Consider the following 16,509-nt stretch of genomic DNA (forward strand, 5'->3'; position numbering starts at 1 on the left):
CGTGTCCGGCCCGGACTTCCATCTGCACCTTTACGAGACCGGAGCCGCCGGTACCGTGGTCCGGATCGAGGTCTCCGACACCCCCGCCGAACGCACACCGCCCCGCCCAAGATCGCTTCGCGCGGCGGACCCCGAGGACGTAGGGGGCTGGTCATCGTCGCGGGGCCGGCGTCCCGCCGGGGCTGGCTCGCCCGGTCCGAGGGGCCGGGTAGGGCGGTGTGGGCCGAGTACGCGGCCACGCCCCCGGCGTGAGACGAAAACCGGACATCGTGCTCCGGCGAGGGCGGCGGTCGGGGACAATGGACCCACGATGACCTCGCAGGACTACAGCCCGTTCGCGCACCTCACCGTGCCCAACTCCGCCCTCTACCGACAGGTGATGCGGGCGTTCCTCGCCGCCAAGGAGCGGTTCGCGGTGCATCTGCGGCCGGAGGACGTGTTCGCGGCGCTGGACGTGGATGCGCGGCCCGGTGACGTCGAGGCGGTGGTGACGGCGCTGGACAGGCTTGTGGGGTGGGGGAACCTGCGGGCCGATCCGGACCATGCCCGGGTGACGGCCGTCGAGGACTTCTACCGCAGGCGGTTCATCTACCAGCTCACCCGGGCCGGCGAGGCGGCCGAGGCGGCGCTCGGGACGTACGACGCGACGCTCGGGCGGCGCGGGGAACTTCAGGCGGTCGCGCTGCACGACATCGTCACGCAGTTGCGGGCGCTTCTGGTGATCGCCCAGGAGGATGAGCCGGATCCGGCGAAGGCGTATATCGCTCTGTCCGTCCTCACGGCTCGTTTCACCGACCTCGCGGACAACGCGCGTGCCTTCATGGGCTCGTTGCAGCGCACCATCGACCTGCACGACATCGAGGTCGAGGCGTTCCTCGCGTACAAGGACCGGCTGATCCAGTACCTGGAGCGGTTCATCCAGGATCTGATCACGCTCGGCGGGCGGATCGCCCTGCTCATCGGCGAGTTGGAGGAACAGGGGAGGGTGGGGCCGCTGCTGGCCCTCGCCGCCGGGCGGGAGGCCGCCGACGCCGCTCCCGAGGAGGCCGAGCAGGCGGAGGCGGTGGCGTACGAGAGGTGGGCAGCGCGCTGGTCCGGGCTCGCCCAGTGGTTCGTGTCGGAGGAGGGGCGGGAGTCACAGGCTCGGCTGCTGCGCGGGCGTGCCCTCGGAGCCATTCCGCAACTACTGTCTGTTGTACGCCAGTTGAACGAACGACGGGCCGGGCGCTCGGACCGCTCCGCGGACTTCCGCACGCTGGCCCGCTGGTTCGCCCAGGCACCGGACGACGAGACGCGGCACCGGTTGTGGCGGGTGGCGTTCGGGCTCCACTCGTCCCGGCACCTCACCGTCGACGCCGACACCCTCGCCGAACGCGCCGCCGCCCCGGAGCCCGCCGCGACGCCCTGGGCCAAGGCGCGCCCCCTGCGGATCAGCCCCCAGCTGCGCCGTACCGGAAGCTACGAACGCCGGGGCAGGCCGCGCCGGGTGGCCGACCGGAGCGAGGCGAAGCGGCGGCTCGCCGAACTCGCCGCCCGGCAGACAGCTGAGGCCCGACAGGCCCGTGACCGGCTTGCGACGGGTGGGCCGGTACGGCTGTCCCGGCTCGGTGAACTCGACGCCCTCGCCTTCCAGTTGTTCCTGCGCCTGCTCGGCGACGCCCTCGCCACCTGGCGGCCGGGCATGACGACCACCACGGTGACCAGCTCGGACGGTTCGATGGAGATACGGCTGACCGCGCTCGACGACGGAACCATCGCCCAAGTGCACACCCCCGACGGTGTGTTCAGCGGCCCCGACCATGTGATCGACATCGTCGACCTCACCGTGACCGGGACGGGGGACGGCCGGTGACCGACCCCGCCGGATCCTCCGGCCCGCTGGCGGAGGTCCTCGAAGGCCAGCGCGAGGCCGAGATCCAGCGTGCCGCACGCGCGTTGCTGAAGGAGCCGCTGCTGACCGCCGACGGGCCGTACGCCGAAGAGTTCCGGCTGGTCCGCCGACACGCCACCGCCCTGCGCGACTGGTTCGAACGCAACGTCGGCTGGACACTGCGCACCGACGCCGACGCGGCCCGGCTGCGCAAGACACCCGGCACCCTCACCGACGCCACCCACCCCGCCCGCGAGACGGCCCGTACCGCCCTGCCCTTCACCCGCCGCCGCTATGTCCTGCTCTGCCTGACCCTCGCCGCCCTGGAGCGCGGCGAGGCCCAGGTCGCCCTCGGGCGTCTCGCCGAACAGGTCGTCCTGGCCGCCGCCGACCCGGAACTCGTCGCCGCCGGGATCGAGTTCACCCTGGAACGGCGCGACGAACGCCTCGACCTCGCCGCCGTCGTACGTCTGCTGCTCCGGATCGGCGTGCTGCGGCGGGTCGCCGGTGACGAGGAGGCGTACGTCAGCGGCTCCGGCGACGTGCTGTACGACGTACGCCGGCGTGTTCTCGCCGGGATGCCCGCCGCCCTGCGCGGTCCCTCCCTGATCGAGGCCGAGGACTTCACCGAACGCCTGACTCAGATGACGGCACGCACCGCCCTCGACAGCGACGAACTGCGCTTCCGGGCCATCCGCTGGAAACTGACCCGCCGCCTCCTCGACGACCCCGTGCTCTACTACGACGACCTCACCGACGACGAACTCGGCTACCTCACCCGGCAACGCGGCTTCATCACCGCCCGCATCACCGAACTGACCGGACTGGTCGCCGAGGTCCGGGCCGAGGGCATCGCCATGGTCGATCCGCTGGACGACCTCACCGACGTACGCATGCCGGAACAGGGCACCCACGGCCACGTCACCCTGCTCCTCGCCCAGCACCTGGCACAGGCCGACGGGCCGGTCACGGTTGCCGAACTGGCCGCGCACGTGCGTGAACTCGCGGTGGAACACGGCAACTTCTGGTCGAAGACAGCCCGTGAGCCCGGAGCCGAACCCGAGCTCGTGGCACAGGCCCTGACCAAGCTCCAGGCCCTCGGGCTCGCCGAGCAGACCCCGCGAGGCGTCGTGCCCCGCCCCGCCCTCGCGCGGTACGCGGTCGGCGACGCCGTCATCAGAACGACCGGCGACGAAAGGTGACCCGCGCCGTGACCACGCCGACCGTACGGACCGCGCCGACCGCGCCTCCGGGCCTCGTCCTCCCCGCCCCCGCGCCCGGCCGCTGGCGGCCGCTGCGGATCGGGCTCGTCGACCTCTTCCACTACGACGTCGAGGAGTTCTGGTTCCGCGACGGCCGGCTGCTGCTGCGCGGCAACAACGGCACCGGCAAGTCGAAGGTGCTCGCCCTCACCCTGCCGTTCCTGCTGGACGGCGACCTCTCCGCGCGCCGTGTCGAGCCCGACGGCGACCCCGGCAAGCGCATGGAGTGGAACCTGCTCCTGGGCGGCGAACACCCCCACCCGGAACGGCTCGGCTACACCTGGATCGAGTTCGGCCGGCTCGACGACACCACCGGCGAGGCCCACTTCCGCACCCTGCTGTGCGGCCTGAAGGCCGTCGCCGGACGCGGTATCGCCCGCCACTGGTTCGCCGTCACCAGCCAGCGGATCGCCGCCGGACTCGACCTGCTCGACGCCACCGGCACCGCCTTGTCCCGGGACCGGCTCGCCGAGGCCATCGGCGCACACGGCATGGTGTACGACACCGCCAGGGCCTACCGCCGCGCGGTCGACGAGGCCCTGTTCGGGCTGGGGGAGCGGCGCTATGGCGCGCTGGTCGACCTCCTCATCCAGCTGCGCCAGCCCCAGCTGTCCAAGCGGCCCAACGAGGCCGCCCTGTCGCGGGCCCTGACGGAGGCGCTGCCGCCGATGGACCAGGCGGTCATCGCCGACGCCGCGGAGGCGTTCCGGTCGCTGGACGAGGAGAAGGAGGAACTGCGGGCCGCCCGCGAGGCCGAGCAGGCGTCGTCGGCGTTCCTCGACCACTACCGGCGCTACGCCCGCATCGCCGCCCGCCGCCGGGCCCGTCTGCCCCGCGCCGAACACGCCCGCTACGAACACCTCCAGCGCGAGCTGGCACGGGCACAGGCCGATCACGACCGGGCCGTGACCGACCGGACCGAGGCGCGGGACCGGGCGGCCGCGCTCGCCGAGCGGGCGGCACGGCTCAGCGCCCAGGACGCGGCACTGCGGTCCGGGCCCGAGATGCGCGACGCCCGCGCCCTCGACCAGGCGGCGGCCGACGCCTCCCGCACGGCCGGGGACGCCGTCCGCTCCGAGGCGGACCGGCGGCAGGCCGCCGAAGCACACACCCGGGCCCTCGGCCGGCTCGCCACCGCCACGAACCGCCTGACCGCCGCCCAGGAGGCCCTGGACGCCATCGAGGGCCGGGTCGCCGACAGCGCGGCGGCGGCGGGGATCGAGGTGCCTCGGATGACCGGAGCCCCCGCCCCGGTCCTGCGCCGTGCCGCCGACGAGGCCACGGCGAGCAGGCGGCGGGCCGTGGACCATGTGGAGACCCTCGTGACGGCGGCCGAACGCTCGGAGGGCGCCCGGAAGGCCGCCCGGCTGCGCGCCGACGAGGCCGACGAGGAGGCCGGGCACAGCGCGGAGCTGCTGGCCGAGGCCGAGGAGACGGTCAAGGAGGCGGGGCACGCCCTGGTCGCGGCTGTACGGGAGAAGCTGTCGGGCTTCGTGGAACTGCGTGTCGACGGGCTGCCCGGCGTGCTCGACGCCGTGCAGAGCTGGACGGGCAGCCTGGACGGGCCCCATCCGGCCCGACTCGCCGCCACCGCCGCCCACCGCGTACTCGGCGCCCGACTGGCCGACCGGGCGGCGGCGTTGGCCCAGTCGGAGGCGGCGACGGCCGAACGCCTGCGTCTCGGGGCCGAGGAACTGGCCGCCCTGGAGACCGGCGGGCAACGCGGCCCCACCGCCCCTCACACCCGCACCGCAGATCTCCGCAGCCGTGCCCTCGGCGCCCCGCTGTGGCGTCTCGTCGACTTCCGCCCGCACGTGACGGAGGCGCAACGGGCGGGCCTCGAAGCCGCGTTGGAGGCCTCCGGGCTCCTCGACGCCTGGGTGCGGCCGGACGGTGCGGCGGTGCGGGCGGACGGCCACGACGTACTCCTCGACCCGCTCGACCTGCCCACCGGAAACGGGCTCGACCGCGCCCTGTGCCCGGCCGTCGACCACGCCGACGCCGGGGCCGCGGCCGTCGGCGAGCACACCGTCCAGCGCCTGCTGGCCGCCATCGCGCTCGTGGACGGCGACAAGGACGGTGACAGCCGTACCTGGGTCTCCACCGACGGCCGCTTCCGGGTCGGCGCCCTCACCGGCGGCTGGGCCAAGGACGGTGCCCAGTACGTGGGGGAGGGGGCCCGGGAACAGGCCCGCCGCAACCGGATCGGCGAACTGCGGCTCGAACAGCAGGCCTTGATAATCGAACGGGAACAACTCGCCGGGGAGCGCGGGACGGTGGCCGAGCGGCGCACCGTACTCGACGCCGAACTCGCCGCCGTGCCAGGCGAGGACGACCTGCGCCGCGCCCACGCCCGGCTCGGCGCGGCGGCCGAGGCCGTCCACCGGGCCCGTACCCGGCAGCGGGAACGGGCCGCCGAACTGGCCCGCGCGGCTGCCGACGCCGACCGTACGGCGAACGAACTCGGCGACACGGCGGGCGACCTGAACCTCCCCGTCGGCAGGGACGGTCTGGCCGCCGTACGGCAGGCGCTTGCCGACCACGCCGTGCACCTCGCCGTGCTCTGGCCCGCGTCGCGCGAGCGCGTGGACGCCGAGCAGGCGGTCGACGGGGAACGCGCCGAGACCGGCCGCGCCGAGCAGCTCGCCATCGAGCTCGCCGAACGCGCCACGGAGGCGGCCCGCCTCGCCGCGGCCGCCGACGAACACGTGCGCACCCTCCGCTCCACCGTCGGAGCGGCCGTCGCCGAACTCCAGCGGCGGCTGGAGGAGACCGGGGAAGCCGCACGCGCCTGCGAGCGCGAACAACAGCGAGCCCAGGAGGACATCCAGGCCGCCGACCGGCAGGCCGGCCACGCCGAGGGGCGCATCGAGCGGCTCGCGGAGGACGTCACCGACGCCACCGCCGCCCGCGAACGGGCCATCGCCGCGCTCCAGCGGTTCACGGCGACCGGACTGCTCACCGTGGCCCTGCCCGACCTGCCCGTACCGGACGAGGACGGCGGACCGTGGGCGGCCACCCCCGCCGTGACCCTCGCCCGCGCCGTCGAGTCCCGCCTGGCCACGACCGACGACTCCGACGCGGCCTGGGAACGCATCCAGAAACATCTCAGCGAGGAACTCGGCCGGCTCCAGGACGCGTTGTCCCGGCACGGCCACACCGCCACGGCCCGCCCAGGCGAGGACGGCATGCGCGTCGACATCGTCTACCAGGGCCGTGAACGCGCGGTACCCGAACTCGCCGAAGCCCTTGCCACCGAGGTCGCCGAACTGACCCGCATCCTCTCCGCGCACGAACGAGAGATCCTCCAGACCCACCTGATCACCGAGGTCGCCGGCACCCTCCAGGAACTGATCGGCGCGGCCGAACGCCACGTGCGCGCCATGAACCGGGAGCTGGAGGAGCGTCCGACGTCCACGGGCATGAAGCTGCGCCTGGTCTGGCGCGCCTCCCGCCGGGCGCCGCAGGGCCTGGCCCAGGCCCGGGACAGGCTGCGCCAGTCCGCCGACGCGTGGTCACCCGAGGACCGGGCCGCCGTCGGCACCTTCCTCCAGGAGCAGATCGCACGCCGGCAGGCCGACGACCGTACCGGCAGCTGGCAGGAAGACCTCACCGCCGCCCTCGACTACCGCGCCTGGCACGAGTTCGGTGTCGAACGCCACCAGCACGGCAAGTGGGTACCGGCCACCGGCCCCGCCTCCGGCGGCGAACGCGTCCTCGCCGCCTCCGTCCCGCTCTTCGCCGCCGCCTCCTCCCACTACGCGAGCGCGGGCGGCGCCCACGCCCCGCGCCTCGTCACCCTCGACGAGGCGTTCGCCGGAGTCGACGACGACTCCCGCGCCAAGTGCCTGGGCCTGCTCCGTGCCTTCGACCTCGACGTCGTCATGACCAGCGAACGCGAGTGGGCCTGCTACCCGCAGGTGCCCGGCATCGCCATCGCCCAGCTGTCCCGGGTCGACGACATCGACGCCGTCCTGGTGACCAGATGGGAGTGGGACGGCGGGGAACGGCGACGCGCTCCCGAGCCCGGCGCCACCGCGGGTCCGCCATCGGTTCCCGCCCAGGCCCACGCTCGCGACGCGTCGGTGGAACCGGGGGCCCCATGGACGTGAACTCCCCAGCGGCCGAAGCGAAGGTCGACGGCGAACGGCTCGCGCGGCTGCTCGGGGACCCGGGACTGGCCTGGCTTCTGGAACGCGTCCGGCAGCGGATCGCGGCGGGGCGGCCGCTCACCGGGACGGTCACCCTTGCGCACCCCGACGACCTCCAACGCCGCGCCGCCGAAAGGCTGCTGGGACGCCCTCCGAGTGCCGGCCGGTCCCTGACCCTACGCCTCGACACGGTGGACGAGATCCTGCGTCGCTCCGGCGTCAGCCCGGACGGCCTGGAGACCGCCGTCGTCGCCCTCACCGGGCCCGTCACACTGCGCGCGGAGACGAGGGACAGGCTGGCCGAGGCATGGGAGGAGGCACTGGCCCCGCTCGCCACTGTGCATGCCGAACTGGCCGCCTGGTCCGGCCGAATCCGTGAGGACGGTCTCGTACGGCGACTCGCCCGCACCCCCGAGGCCGCCGGCCCCCTCGTCTCCGCCGCCGTGCGGGCACTGCACGCACTGCCTGCCGACCCCCCGATGTCACGGGCGGCGTTCGCGGCCCTCCATCTGACCGGCGCCCACGCCCTGGACGAGGGCACCCCGCTCGCCACGCTCGTGCTGTCGGGGATCCGCGCGCTCACAGGCTTCCCCGACGGCGCCGGCGCCGGGTGGCGACGCGAGGCCTGGGCTTCGGCCGGACTGCTCAAGGACGACGTGTCGTCCACCGTCCTCACCCTCAACCTGCGCGGCACACCCGCCCTCGACTGGATGGCCGACGAGGGTGAGCCTGCCGTCCTGACGCTGCGTTCGCTCACCCGCCCGACCGCGAACCGGATCACGACGGCGACGGGAGACGTCCACGTGTGCGAGAACCCGGCCGTCCTGTCCGCCGCCGCCGACGCCCTGGGCCCGGCATGCCCGCCCATGGTGTGCCTCCAGGGGCAGCCCTCGGCGGCCGCACTCACCCTGCTGCGCGGCCTGTCCGTGTGCGGAGCGGCACTCCTCCACCATGCGGACTTCGACTGGGGTGGGGTACGCATCGCCACAGCGCTCGGGCGAGTGGCCCCGTGGCGCCCCTGGCGGTACGGGGCCGCCGACTACCTGGCGGCCGTGACCAGGGTGAACGAGCCGCAGGACCTGACGGGCACGCCTGCCGCGACCCATTGGGATCCGCGCCTGGCCGCCGCGATGATCGAGCTCCGAGTGCGTGTCGAAGAGGAGTCGCTCCTCGATACCCTGCTCTCGGATCTGCGGACAGCGGCTCACTGAGCCACGCGCGACGGCGCTGGAGGCTTCTCGACAGGCGGTTGACGGTGCCCGCACGGCCTACCCGCCGAGGACCGGCGGATAGGTGGAGCTGAGAGCGATCGGACCGGACCGGATCGGATCGGCGTCTGGGCGGGGTCGCGGTTGATCACTGGTTTTGGTGGTGGGAGCGGGTCGGGCACACCGTCGCCGGCGATGTCCGGCCCCCTCCGCCGCGACCGGCACCCAGCTGACCCTCACCGCGTGCGGCGGCACCGGCCAGACCTGGACCAGCGCCGACACCGGCGCCGTTCCGGCCGGCCAGAGCCAGACCTTCACCTACGACGGCGAGGGTGCGCGCCGCAGCCCGGACGACGCTGCTCTCTTCGGTATCCGGTGACGAAGCAGCACAGTCGCCTGATGCCGACATCCATGGCAGGCATGCCCACCGCCCATGCCGGACCGGCATGACGGAGAAGGAGATCGGCATTGGCGGTGCCGGAAGCCGCGGGCCCACCATGGGGTGGTCGGTGGAGCGTTGGGCCCGCGGCCGCTCCGGGACCGGCGTCGCCGACCGCGACCGCATCGGGGCTCGCGCCGGGAAGTTGGGAAGAGATGAAGCACTATGACCTCGTCGTGCTCGGAGCGGGCAGCGGAAACATGCTGCTCGGACCGGAGACGGCGCAGCTGCGGACCGCCATCGTGGAGCCCTCCCGGTTCGGGGGGACCTGCCTGAACCGCGGGTGCATCCCGTCGAAGATGTTCGTCGTGGCCGCCGACGCGGCAACCGCGGCCAGGTCGGCGAAGCGGCTGGGCGTACACGCCACGGTCGATCACGTCGACTGGAAGGCCATCCGCGACCGGGTGTTCGGCCGGATCGACCCGCTCCACGACAGCGCGGTCGCCTACCGCCGCCTCGCGACGGACGTCTACACCGAACCGGCGCGCTTCGTCTCGCCGACGGTGGTGGAGGTCGGATCGCAACGGATCAGCTCCGAAGCGTTCGTCGTCGCGGTGGGGGCACGTCCGGTGGTGCCGGCGATCCCGGGCCTGGAGGACGTCCCCTTCCATACCTCCGACACGATCATGCGGATCGACGAAGTCCCCGAGTCCCTGGTGATCGTCGGAGGCGGGTTCATCGCGGCCGAACTGGGTTACGTCTTCGGTGCGTTGGGATCTAGCGTCACGATCGTGCAGCGGGGTCCGCGGCTGCTGCCGCAGGAGGACGAGCAGGTGTCGGCCCGGTTCACCGAACTCGCCGCCGAGCGCCACCGGCTCCTGCTGAACACCGAGGTCATGTCCGTCGAGGCCCGGGGGCAGGGCGTCGCGGTCCACGTCGCCGGAGCCGCTGGGCGCGAACCGGGTGAGACGGTCGAAGCAGCCGCGCTGCTCGTCGCCGTGGGCCGCCGGCCCAACACCGACCGCCTCGACGCCGCGGCCGCCGGACTGGAACTCGACGAGCACGGCCACATCGTGACCGACGACGCCTACCGTACGTCGGTCCCGGGCATCTGGTCGCTCGGCGACGCCGCGAACCACTTCCAGCTCAAGCACATGGCCAACGCCGAAGTACGCGTGGTGCGTCACAACCTCCTGCACCCCGACGACATCCGCACGCTTGCCCCCCGCCTGGTTCCGCACGCCGTCTTTTCCAACCCCCAGGTGGCCAGTGTCGGCCTGACCGAACGGCAGGCGCGGAAGCGTGGAATCGACTGCCTGATCGGTGTTCGTGACTACGCCGACACCGCTTATGGATGGGCGCTGGAGGACACGACGGGCTTCGTCAAAGTGCTTGCGGACGCCCGCGAGCGGACACTGATCGGTGCGCACGTCATCGGCCCGCAGGCCGCGACACTGATCCAGCCCCTGATCCAGGCGATGACGCTGGGCCTGACCGTGGACCGGATCGCCCGTGAGGTCCTCTACATCCATCCCGCTCTCACCGAAGTGGTCGAACAGGCGCTGCTGGCGCTGTGACGGGCAGCCCACCGCGTCCGCGAGTCCTTCGCCGGTCGAGAACTGCGGTGGGGCGAGCACACCCGCACAGCACCGGGGTGCTCTGCTCCTGCTGCCCGCTCCATACCCGCATATCCTGACCGACCCCCTATCGAACCCGACCTGGATCACGTACCCGGGCGCGGGTGCTGTGCCGGTGACGGCGAAACAGGCGATCGGGCTGGGCCGGCGGCCGAAGCCGTCGGTCCATGAGGCGATCCACATTCCGCACGAGGCCGAACCGCTCTCAGCGCCGCCCTCGGCCGGGACGAGTTCATACAGTCGGGTCGAACCGATCAGTGCCTCGTCCGCCAGGAACTTGACCGTGAAGCACCGCCGGGCTCGGCCTGTCCCCAGCGATACCGCAGGTGCCGAAAACCCGATGTGAACGCCTTGGGCGCCCTCTTCGTCCCGACCAGGAAGTCGGGATGGTCGCGCTGGGTGTGCGGTGCGTCGGCCGTCACCACGGTCTCGGTCAGGTCGAACGGTTCCGACCGGGCCGCGAAGCACATCGAACGTCCGGGAGGCGGTAGCGGGGTGTGCGACGCCGAGGGCGGGGTGCCCCGAAACGGGCGCCCCGCCACAGGGATCGATCAGCGCACGGTGTTGGCGGCGGCGACGATGGCACGGTCGACGGCCCCGGGGCTGATCGACGGAACATCATGGCCCGAGCGGGTGTAGATGATGTGGGCTCCCACTCGGTTGGCCTCGAACTTCTGGGCGGCCGTCGGCACAGCGTGGTCCTCGGTCGAGATGACCGCCCACTTCGGCGTCTTCGCCGGCGGATTCACCGTGGCCTTGTCGGTGAAGGCCGAGAGGGCGACCGGCTCCTGAGTCACCGAGGCGACTCCGATGGCCGACTTCGACAGCCCGTTGCCGTACACGGTCCCGTACTTGTCGGCCTTGAGGTACACGTCGGTGTCACCGCCGGGCAGCGGAACGGTGCGGAAGTTCTCCGAGATGAGCTGCGACCCGGGGAACTGTCCGATCAGGGAGCCGGCGGTTTCTCCCGCCTTGGGGATGAGAGCCGCCACGTACACGAGGGCCTTGACCTTCGACGTCTTCGCGGCGACCTGGCTGACGACCTCTCCCGCGTAGGAGTGGCCGACCAGCACCACGGGCCCCTTGATGGTCTTGAGCTGAGCCTCGACATAGGCGCTGTCGAAGGCCAGGCCGCGCAGCGGGGTGTCGATCGCGTAGACCGGGTAGCCGTGCCGTCGCAGGTAGCCGATCTCGCTGTTCCAGCTGGAGGAGTCGGCGAACGCCCCGTGGACCAGGACCACCGTCGGCTTCGTGCGGTGCGCCGTCTGCGAGGCGACGGCGTGATCGTTCGCCCCGGTCGTGACGGCGCTCGCGTTCGTCACGGCCAGCGAGGCTACGACCGCGCCACTCACGAGCCCGGCAGCCGCGAGCGTTTTGATTCGAGCGGTGGACTTCATGTGGTGTTGTTCCTCTCGAGTTGTCCAACCGAATCGTCAGAGGAAGCGGCGTGGTCCGCATGGACACGGAAACCGTATGTGTTGCGGCCTGCGGCGCTTCGCAAAATTGACTATGGCGGCCGCATCGACGGAACGCTAATGCCAATTCTGCTTCCGTCCATGTCGATCCGGCATGAGCCGGCGAACACTCCCAACGCTCTTCATGGGTGGGGCAGTCGTGCTAGCGTTCCGCAAGCTCCCAAGGCACCCCGTATTTCCTGCGCAGAATTTCTGCCGATTAAAGCGCGCAGAACTGCAGGAAATTGGGTCACATCCAGGCGTCTCACTGTCGGAATCCCGGGATTTGCCGGTGCGGCAGCGCGAGCAACGGGCAAGCTCGGAGCTGCCGGACGGTGAGCAGCTGGCTTCTGAGGAGAGGTGTGGGCACTGCGACGGGTACGAACGGGCACGGTCGCCGCAGGGCGGCCGTCGTCCCGGTGACCGGACGACGACCATGTGAAGGCGGTGACGTCAGCATGCCGAAATCTGAATTCACGGGGCTCGAACCCCTGCCACTCATCCAGGACTTGGAGGTTCAGTGCACTACGGACTCCGGGGCACGAAGTCTCAGTTCAGTGAGCGGGTGGCGACTTCTCCATCCCGTCCGATGGCCCAGGCATTTTCCCGGACTTTTCGATGAGGCCCATGAACAGCCGACCGGCCCACCTCGATCGAGGAGAGCCTGGAAGCCGTCGCGTCCGGCACCGGGTTCATCGTCGTCCCGGCCGGCCTCGCCGATTTCTACCGTCGCCCCGACATCCGGTGCCTGCAGCTCACGGGTGTTGCCCCGCGCATGGTGGCGCTGGCGTACGCCGAGAATCGGAAGATGCCGTCCATCGACCAGTTCGCCAAGATCGTGATGGCGGCGCTCGGATCGGCATAGCAGCACCATCGGCCGGCAGATGAGTGCATCCGGCGCTGAGGAGCTGTGCCTTCGTCGGGATCGCGCTGTCCTCCACCGCGGCCTGGGGCCTCTCGGCGGCCGGGCGGACCTCGGCTGTGCACGAACCGAGGCCGGCCTGCTGCCTGTCGCTCGCGCAATGCGGACTAACCGGTCCCCCCACCGTCACGGTGGCGGGGGCGAGGGCGAGCGGAACCGCGCTGTCCTGACGTCATGCCCGGTCGGCATGACGGTTCGGGTAATCGGCATTGGCGCGGCGAATCGCGGGCCGCAAAGCTGGGTGGACGAAGGAACTCGGCTTGGCGGAAAAGGTTTTGACAATGTGTCGTCGCGGGTCGCTCGTGCATGATGCGGGGCAGGGAGGCCATGCACCTGTGTCCTGTGCCGCGACGCGACAGAGCCGGAGCTCTCCCGGGCTGCCGACTCCATCCGACGTGATGCGAGACGGCCCTGAGCACCGGACGAATGTCCGGCGAAAGGCCGCGCGGTGGCCCCTGAACACGAAGGCACGGTAATGGTGAAGTTCTTGTGGCGGACGGTGGACGAAACGCTCGTCGGAGCAGTGATCTACGCACTCACGTGCAGGGCTGCCTCGCGAACTGCCTCGTACGGGCGCTGTCCGCGCGAACGGCCAACAGTCCCGAACGCCCGTACAGCGGGACTGAATTCCATGGGCGCAGACGCCGGCGCCAGGCCATGACCGCCTTCCGTCTGACGGAGGGCCCGAACATCGAGAAGGTTTTGCTCTATGCCGAGCACTCAATGGCACGAAGTATTTCTGCCCGACGAGAGTACCCAGCACGCGGAACAGGTGCACGTCTTCAGTGAACTGCAACGTAAGCGTCTGAAAAAGCAAGGGCACGGGAGGGCGTTGCACCGCAATCAAGTCGCTGCCTTGAAGGCCGTCCTCGCGGTGGAAGAAGGTCTTCCTGATTATGCGCGGCAGGGAATTTTTGCCGCTCCCGCTGTCCTTGAGGCACATGTCCGGCTGTCCAACGGGAACTTCTCCGTCGACCGGGCTCCCGACATTCGTGGTTTCGCGATCAAGGTGCTCGGGGCCTCGACGCCGTCGTCCGTCGATGTCGAGCAGAACTTCACCCTGGTCAGCCAGGAGACCCTGCAGGTCCGCGGCAGCGCGGACGTCGTCGGGATCGTCGATCTGTCCACGAGCGCGCCCGGCGCCGCGCTGCGCAAGGCCGCGATGAAGCCGCAGATCACGCGCAGCGCCGTCGCGAACGTCCGGGACATGGTGAAACCGTTCAGCGGATTCGCCACGCACGACTTCTTCAGCATCATGCCCATCACGTTCGGCGACTACGCGGCCCGGTTGAAGCTGTGCGCCGCCTCAACGAAGATCAACAAAGCAGCCCGCAGGAATCTGGCCGCCGACCTCTACAGGCGACTCGCGGACGACGACCTGGAGTTCCTCTTCCAGGCCCAGTTCTTCGAGGACGAGAGCCGTACGCCGATCGAGGATTCGGCGGTCCGCTGGGACGCGCCGTGGCTCACCGTGGGGCGGCTGCGCCTGCCTCGGCAGGCTCCGGACGAGGCTTTGGCCGAGATGGTCGAGAAGAGCAGCTTCAACCCATGGATCGCGGCACCCGAGCATCGGCCTCTGGGAGAGTTGATGCGTGCTCGCCGAGCAGCCTATTCGGTCAGCTGGCGCAACCGAGGCGTCACACCCTGACATCCCGTCCGTAAAACGCCGGCCGATTGTCGCTCCGCAAAGGTGATCGGGGCACGGCGGCACGCTCCCGTGTGATCCCTCCCGAAATCGCGAGCCTCGTCGGCCGCACCACGTGCCGGCAAGAGGGCTGATGCCGGACCGGCATGCGGAACCACCGGATAGGCATTGGCGAAGCATGATCGGCCCGGGCCAGGATGTTCGACGTGACCCGCTTCGATCTCGGGGTGCCCGCGCGGCAGTGGTAACACACCGCTTCGCGACGACCTTGGGCACCTGAGCGCGGCAGTCGCAGAGCCGGAGTGCTCAGGTGCGACGCGCGTCAACGGTGGCTGCGGCAGGCCGCACCCGGCTCGGCGCAGGCCCCGGAACGGACACCGCGCTGCGAGCCGCGCTCGACCGATCGAGGTGGCCGGTGCCGCGGCAGCTCACTCGGGTCCGTGGAACCGAACGTCCCGATCGCTGTCCACACAACAACTGCCGAGTCGGCAAGGCATCGCCATCGCCATGCCTCGTCCTGCTCATCCCTCACCCCCGCCATGTCCGGCGCACCTCAACACCCCGGCCCGGCGGTCCCCCAGGTCGACCGCCGGGCCGGCTGCCCCACCACGTCCTCAGGTCCGAGCAGCGAAGCCCGCTCCGTACCCGTCCCTCACGGAACCAGGAGATTCCACATGTCCCGCCGAATCCTGATCGCCTGCGCGAGCTTCGGTTACCTGTTCATCGCGCTGTTCTTCGCCGCTCTGCTGATCGCCCACTGGATACCGCCGATGGCGCCGAGCTGGTCCGCGGAGCGGGTCGCGGCCTTCTATACGGACCATGCCGACTCGATCCGTACCGGCCTCGTGGTCATGCTCGTCGGCGCAGTGGTGACCGCACCTTTCGTCGCAGCGCTGTCGAGCCTGATCCGGCGTATCGACCCGCGGCTGGAGCCGCTGGCTTCCATACAACTCGTCTGTGGCGCTGCGAACGTGGCCGCGATCTTCGTACCGGTCCTGATCTTCACGGCGACGGCCTACCGGCCGGACCGCTCGCCCGACATCACGACGGCGCTCAACGACCTGGCCTGGATCACCTTGGTCATGAACGCGTTTCCGGCCATCGGGCAGGCCACCGTGGTCGGAGTGGCGATCCTGGCCGACAAGCGCCCCACGCCGCTCCTGCCCCGTTGGTCCGCGTACCTGAACTTCTGGATGGCCTTCCTCTTCCTGCCGAGCATCCTGCTGACGTTCTTCAAGACCGGCCCCTTCGCCTGGAACGGCATCCTCTCGTTCTGGGTCGCGGCCGGCGCCTTCGGCGCCTGGTTCCTCGTCATGACGCACCTGACGGTGCGGGCCGCGAGCCGGGTAGACGACGACCGAGCCCCGGCCGTCCTCGAACCCGCGGCATGACCGCCACCGCGGCCCGTACCGGGGAATCGGCACCCCAGCACCACCGCCACATCCCTGGCGAGCCGGGTCTCTGGATCTTCCTCCTCGGCGACATGATCATGTTCTCGGTGTTCTTCGGCTTCATCGCGGTGCTGCACGGCCGACACCCGATGATGTTCCGAGCTTCCCAGCGGGCCCTCCACCCGGACCTGGGACTGCTGAACACACTGCTCCTGCTGACCGCCTCGGCGCTGGTGGCTCGCGGGCTGCGGCAGCTGCGATCCGGCAGGCCCGCACGGACACTGCCATGGGCGCTTCTGTGCGCGCTCGGATTCACCGCCGTCAAGAGTTTCGAATACGCGCTGGTGATTCACGACGGACATACACCGAGCAGCAACGACTTCTTCATGTACTACTTCGTGTTCACCGGCATCCACCTGGTCCACCTGACGATCGGGACAGGAGCGCTGACGGTCCTCGTCGTCCTGTCCCGTCGGCGGGCCCTGAGCCGGGGCCACCTGCTGGTCGCCGAGGGGGCGGCGGCGTACTGGCACATGGTGGACCTGCTCTGGCTCATCCTCTTCCCGCTCTTCTACCTGGTGGCGTGACAC

At 71.0% G+C, this 16,509-nt stretch carries 10 protein-coding genes; 9 read left to right on the plus strand and 1 reads right to left on the minus strand.

The window, feature by feature from the left end:
* Nucleotides 1–310: 310 nt before the first annotated feature.
* The 6 genes from ACFY0P_RS20325 to ACFY0P_RS20350 all read left to right on the plus strand — a co-directional run bounded on the left by ACFY0P_RS20325 (nucleotide 311) and on the right by ACFY0P_RS20350 (nucleotide 10,447).
* Entirely contained in the window at nucleotides 311–1,852 is a 1,542-nt protein-coding gene (locus ACFY0P_RS20325) for a TIGR02677 family protein (protein WP_388914611.1), read from the plus strand.
* Complete coding sequence (locus ACFY0P_RS20330) at nucleotides 1,849–3,072, plus strand: TIGR02678 family protein (protein WP_388914614.1); 1,224 nt, start codon at nucleotides 1,849–1,851, stop codon at nucleotides 3,070–3,072. The genes ACFY0P_RS20325 and ACFY0P_RS20330 overlap by 4 nt, the downstream gene beginning before the upstream one ends.
* A gap of 8 nt (nucleotides 3,073–3,080) precedes the next feature.
* Nucleotides 3,081–7,244, plus strand: a complete 4,164-nt coding sequence (locus ACFY0P_RS20335; protein WP_388914617.1) for a TIGR02680 family protein — start codon at nucleotides 3,081–3,083, stop codon at nucleotides 7,242–7,244.
* Nucleotides 7,235–8,494, plus strand: coding sequence for a TIGR02679 family protein (locus tag ACFY0P_RS20340; protein WP_388914620.1), 1,260 nt, complete (start codon nucleotides 7,235–7,237; stop codon nucleotides 8,492–8,494). Before ACFY0P_RS20335 ends, ACFY0P_RS20340 begins: the two co-directional genes overlap by 10 nt.
* A 157-nt stretch (nucleotides 8,495–8,651) precedes the next feature.
* Complete coding sequence (locus ACFY0P_RS20345; protein WP_388914623.1) at nucleotides 8,652–8,870, plus strand: hypothetical protein; 219 nt, start codon at nucleotides 8,652–8,654, stop codon at nucleotides 8,868–8,870.
* A gap of 215 nt (nucleotides 8,871–9,085) precedes the next feature.
* On the plus strand, nucleotides 9,086–10,447 hold the full coding sequence (locus ACFY0P_RS20350) for a mycothione reductase (RefSeq protein WP_388914625.1): 1,362 nt from the start codon (nucleotides 9,086–9,088) through the stop codon (nucleotides 10,445–10,447).
* Nucleotides 10,448–11,058: 611 nt separating this feature from the next.
* Here ACFY0P_RS20350 and ACFY0P_RS20355 read toward each other — a convergent pair.
* Nucleotides 11,059–11,829, minus strand: a complete 771-nt coding sequence (locus ACFY0P_RS20355; protein WP_388914628.1) for an alpha/beta fold hydrolase — start codon at nucleotides 11,827–11,829, stop codon at nucleotides 11,059–11,061.
* 1,763 nt (nucleotides 11,830–13,592) lie between these two features.
* Between ACFY0P_RS20355 and ACFY0P_RS20360 the strand changes: the two genes are divergently transcribed.
* From ACFY0P_RS20360 to ACFY0P_RS20370, 3 genes are all read left to right on the plus strand, one after another.
* Nucleotides 13,593–14,531 carry a hypothetical protein gene (locus tag ACFY0P_RS20360; protein WP_388914631.1) on the plus strand — a complete coding sequence of 313 codons (939 nt, stop codon included), beginning with the start codon at nucleotides 13,593–13,595 and terminating at the stop codon, nucleotides 14,529–14,531.
* A 671-nt stretch (nucleotides 14,532–15,202) separates the two neighbouring features.
* Nucleotides 15,203–15,919, plus strand: a complete 717-nt coding sequence (locus ACFY0P_RS20365; protein WP_388914634.1) for a hypothetical protein — start codon at nucleotides 15,203–15,205, stop codon at nucleotides 15,917–15,919.
* A complete protein-coding gene (locus ACFY0P_RS20370; protein ID WP_388914637.1) occupies nucleotides 15,916–16,506 on the plus strand; it encodes a cytochrome c oxidase subunit 3 in 591 nt (196 codons plus the stop codon). The genes ACFY0P_RS20365 and ACFY0P_RS20370 overlap by 4 nt, the downstream gene beginning before the upstream one ends.
* Nucleotides 16,507–16,509 lie beyond the last annotated feature (3 nt).

Source organism: Streptomyces sp. NPDC001714, assembly GCF_042892755.1.
Taxonomy (GTDB): Bacteria; Actinomycetota; Actinomycetes; order Streptomycetales; family Streptomycetaceae; genus Streptomyces.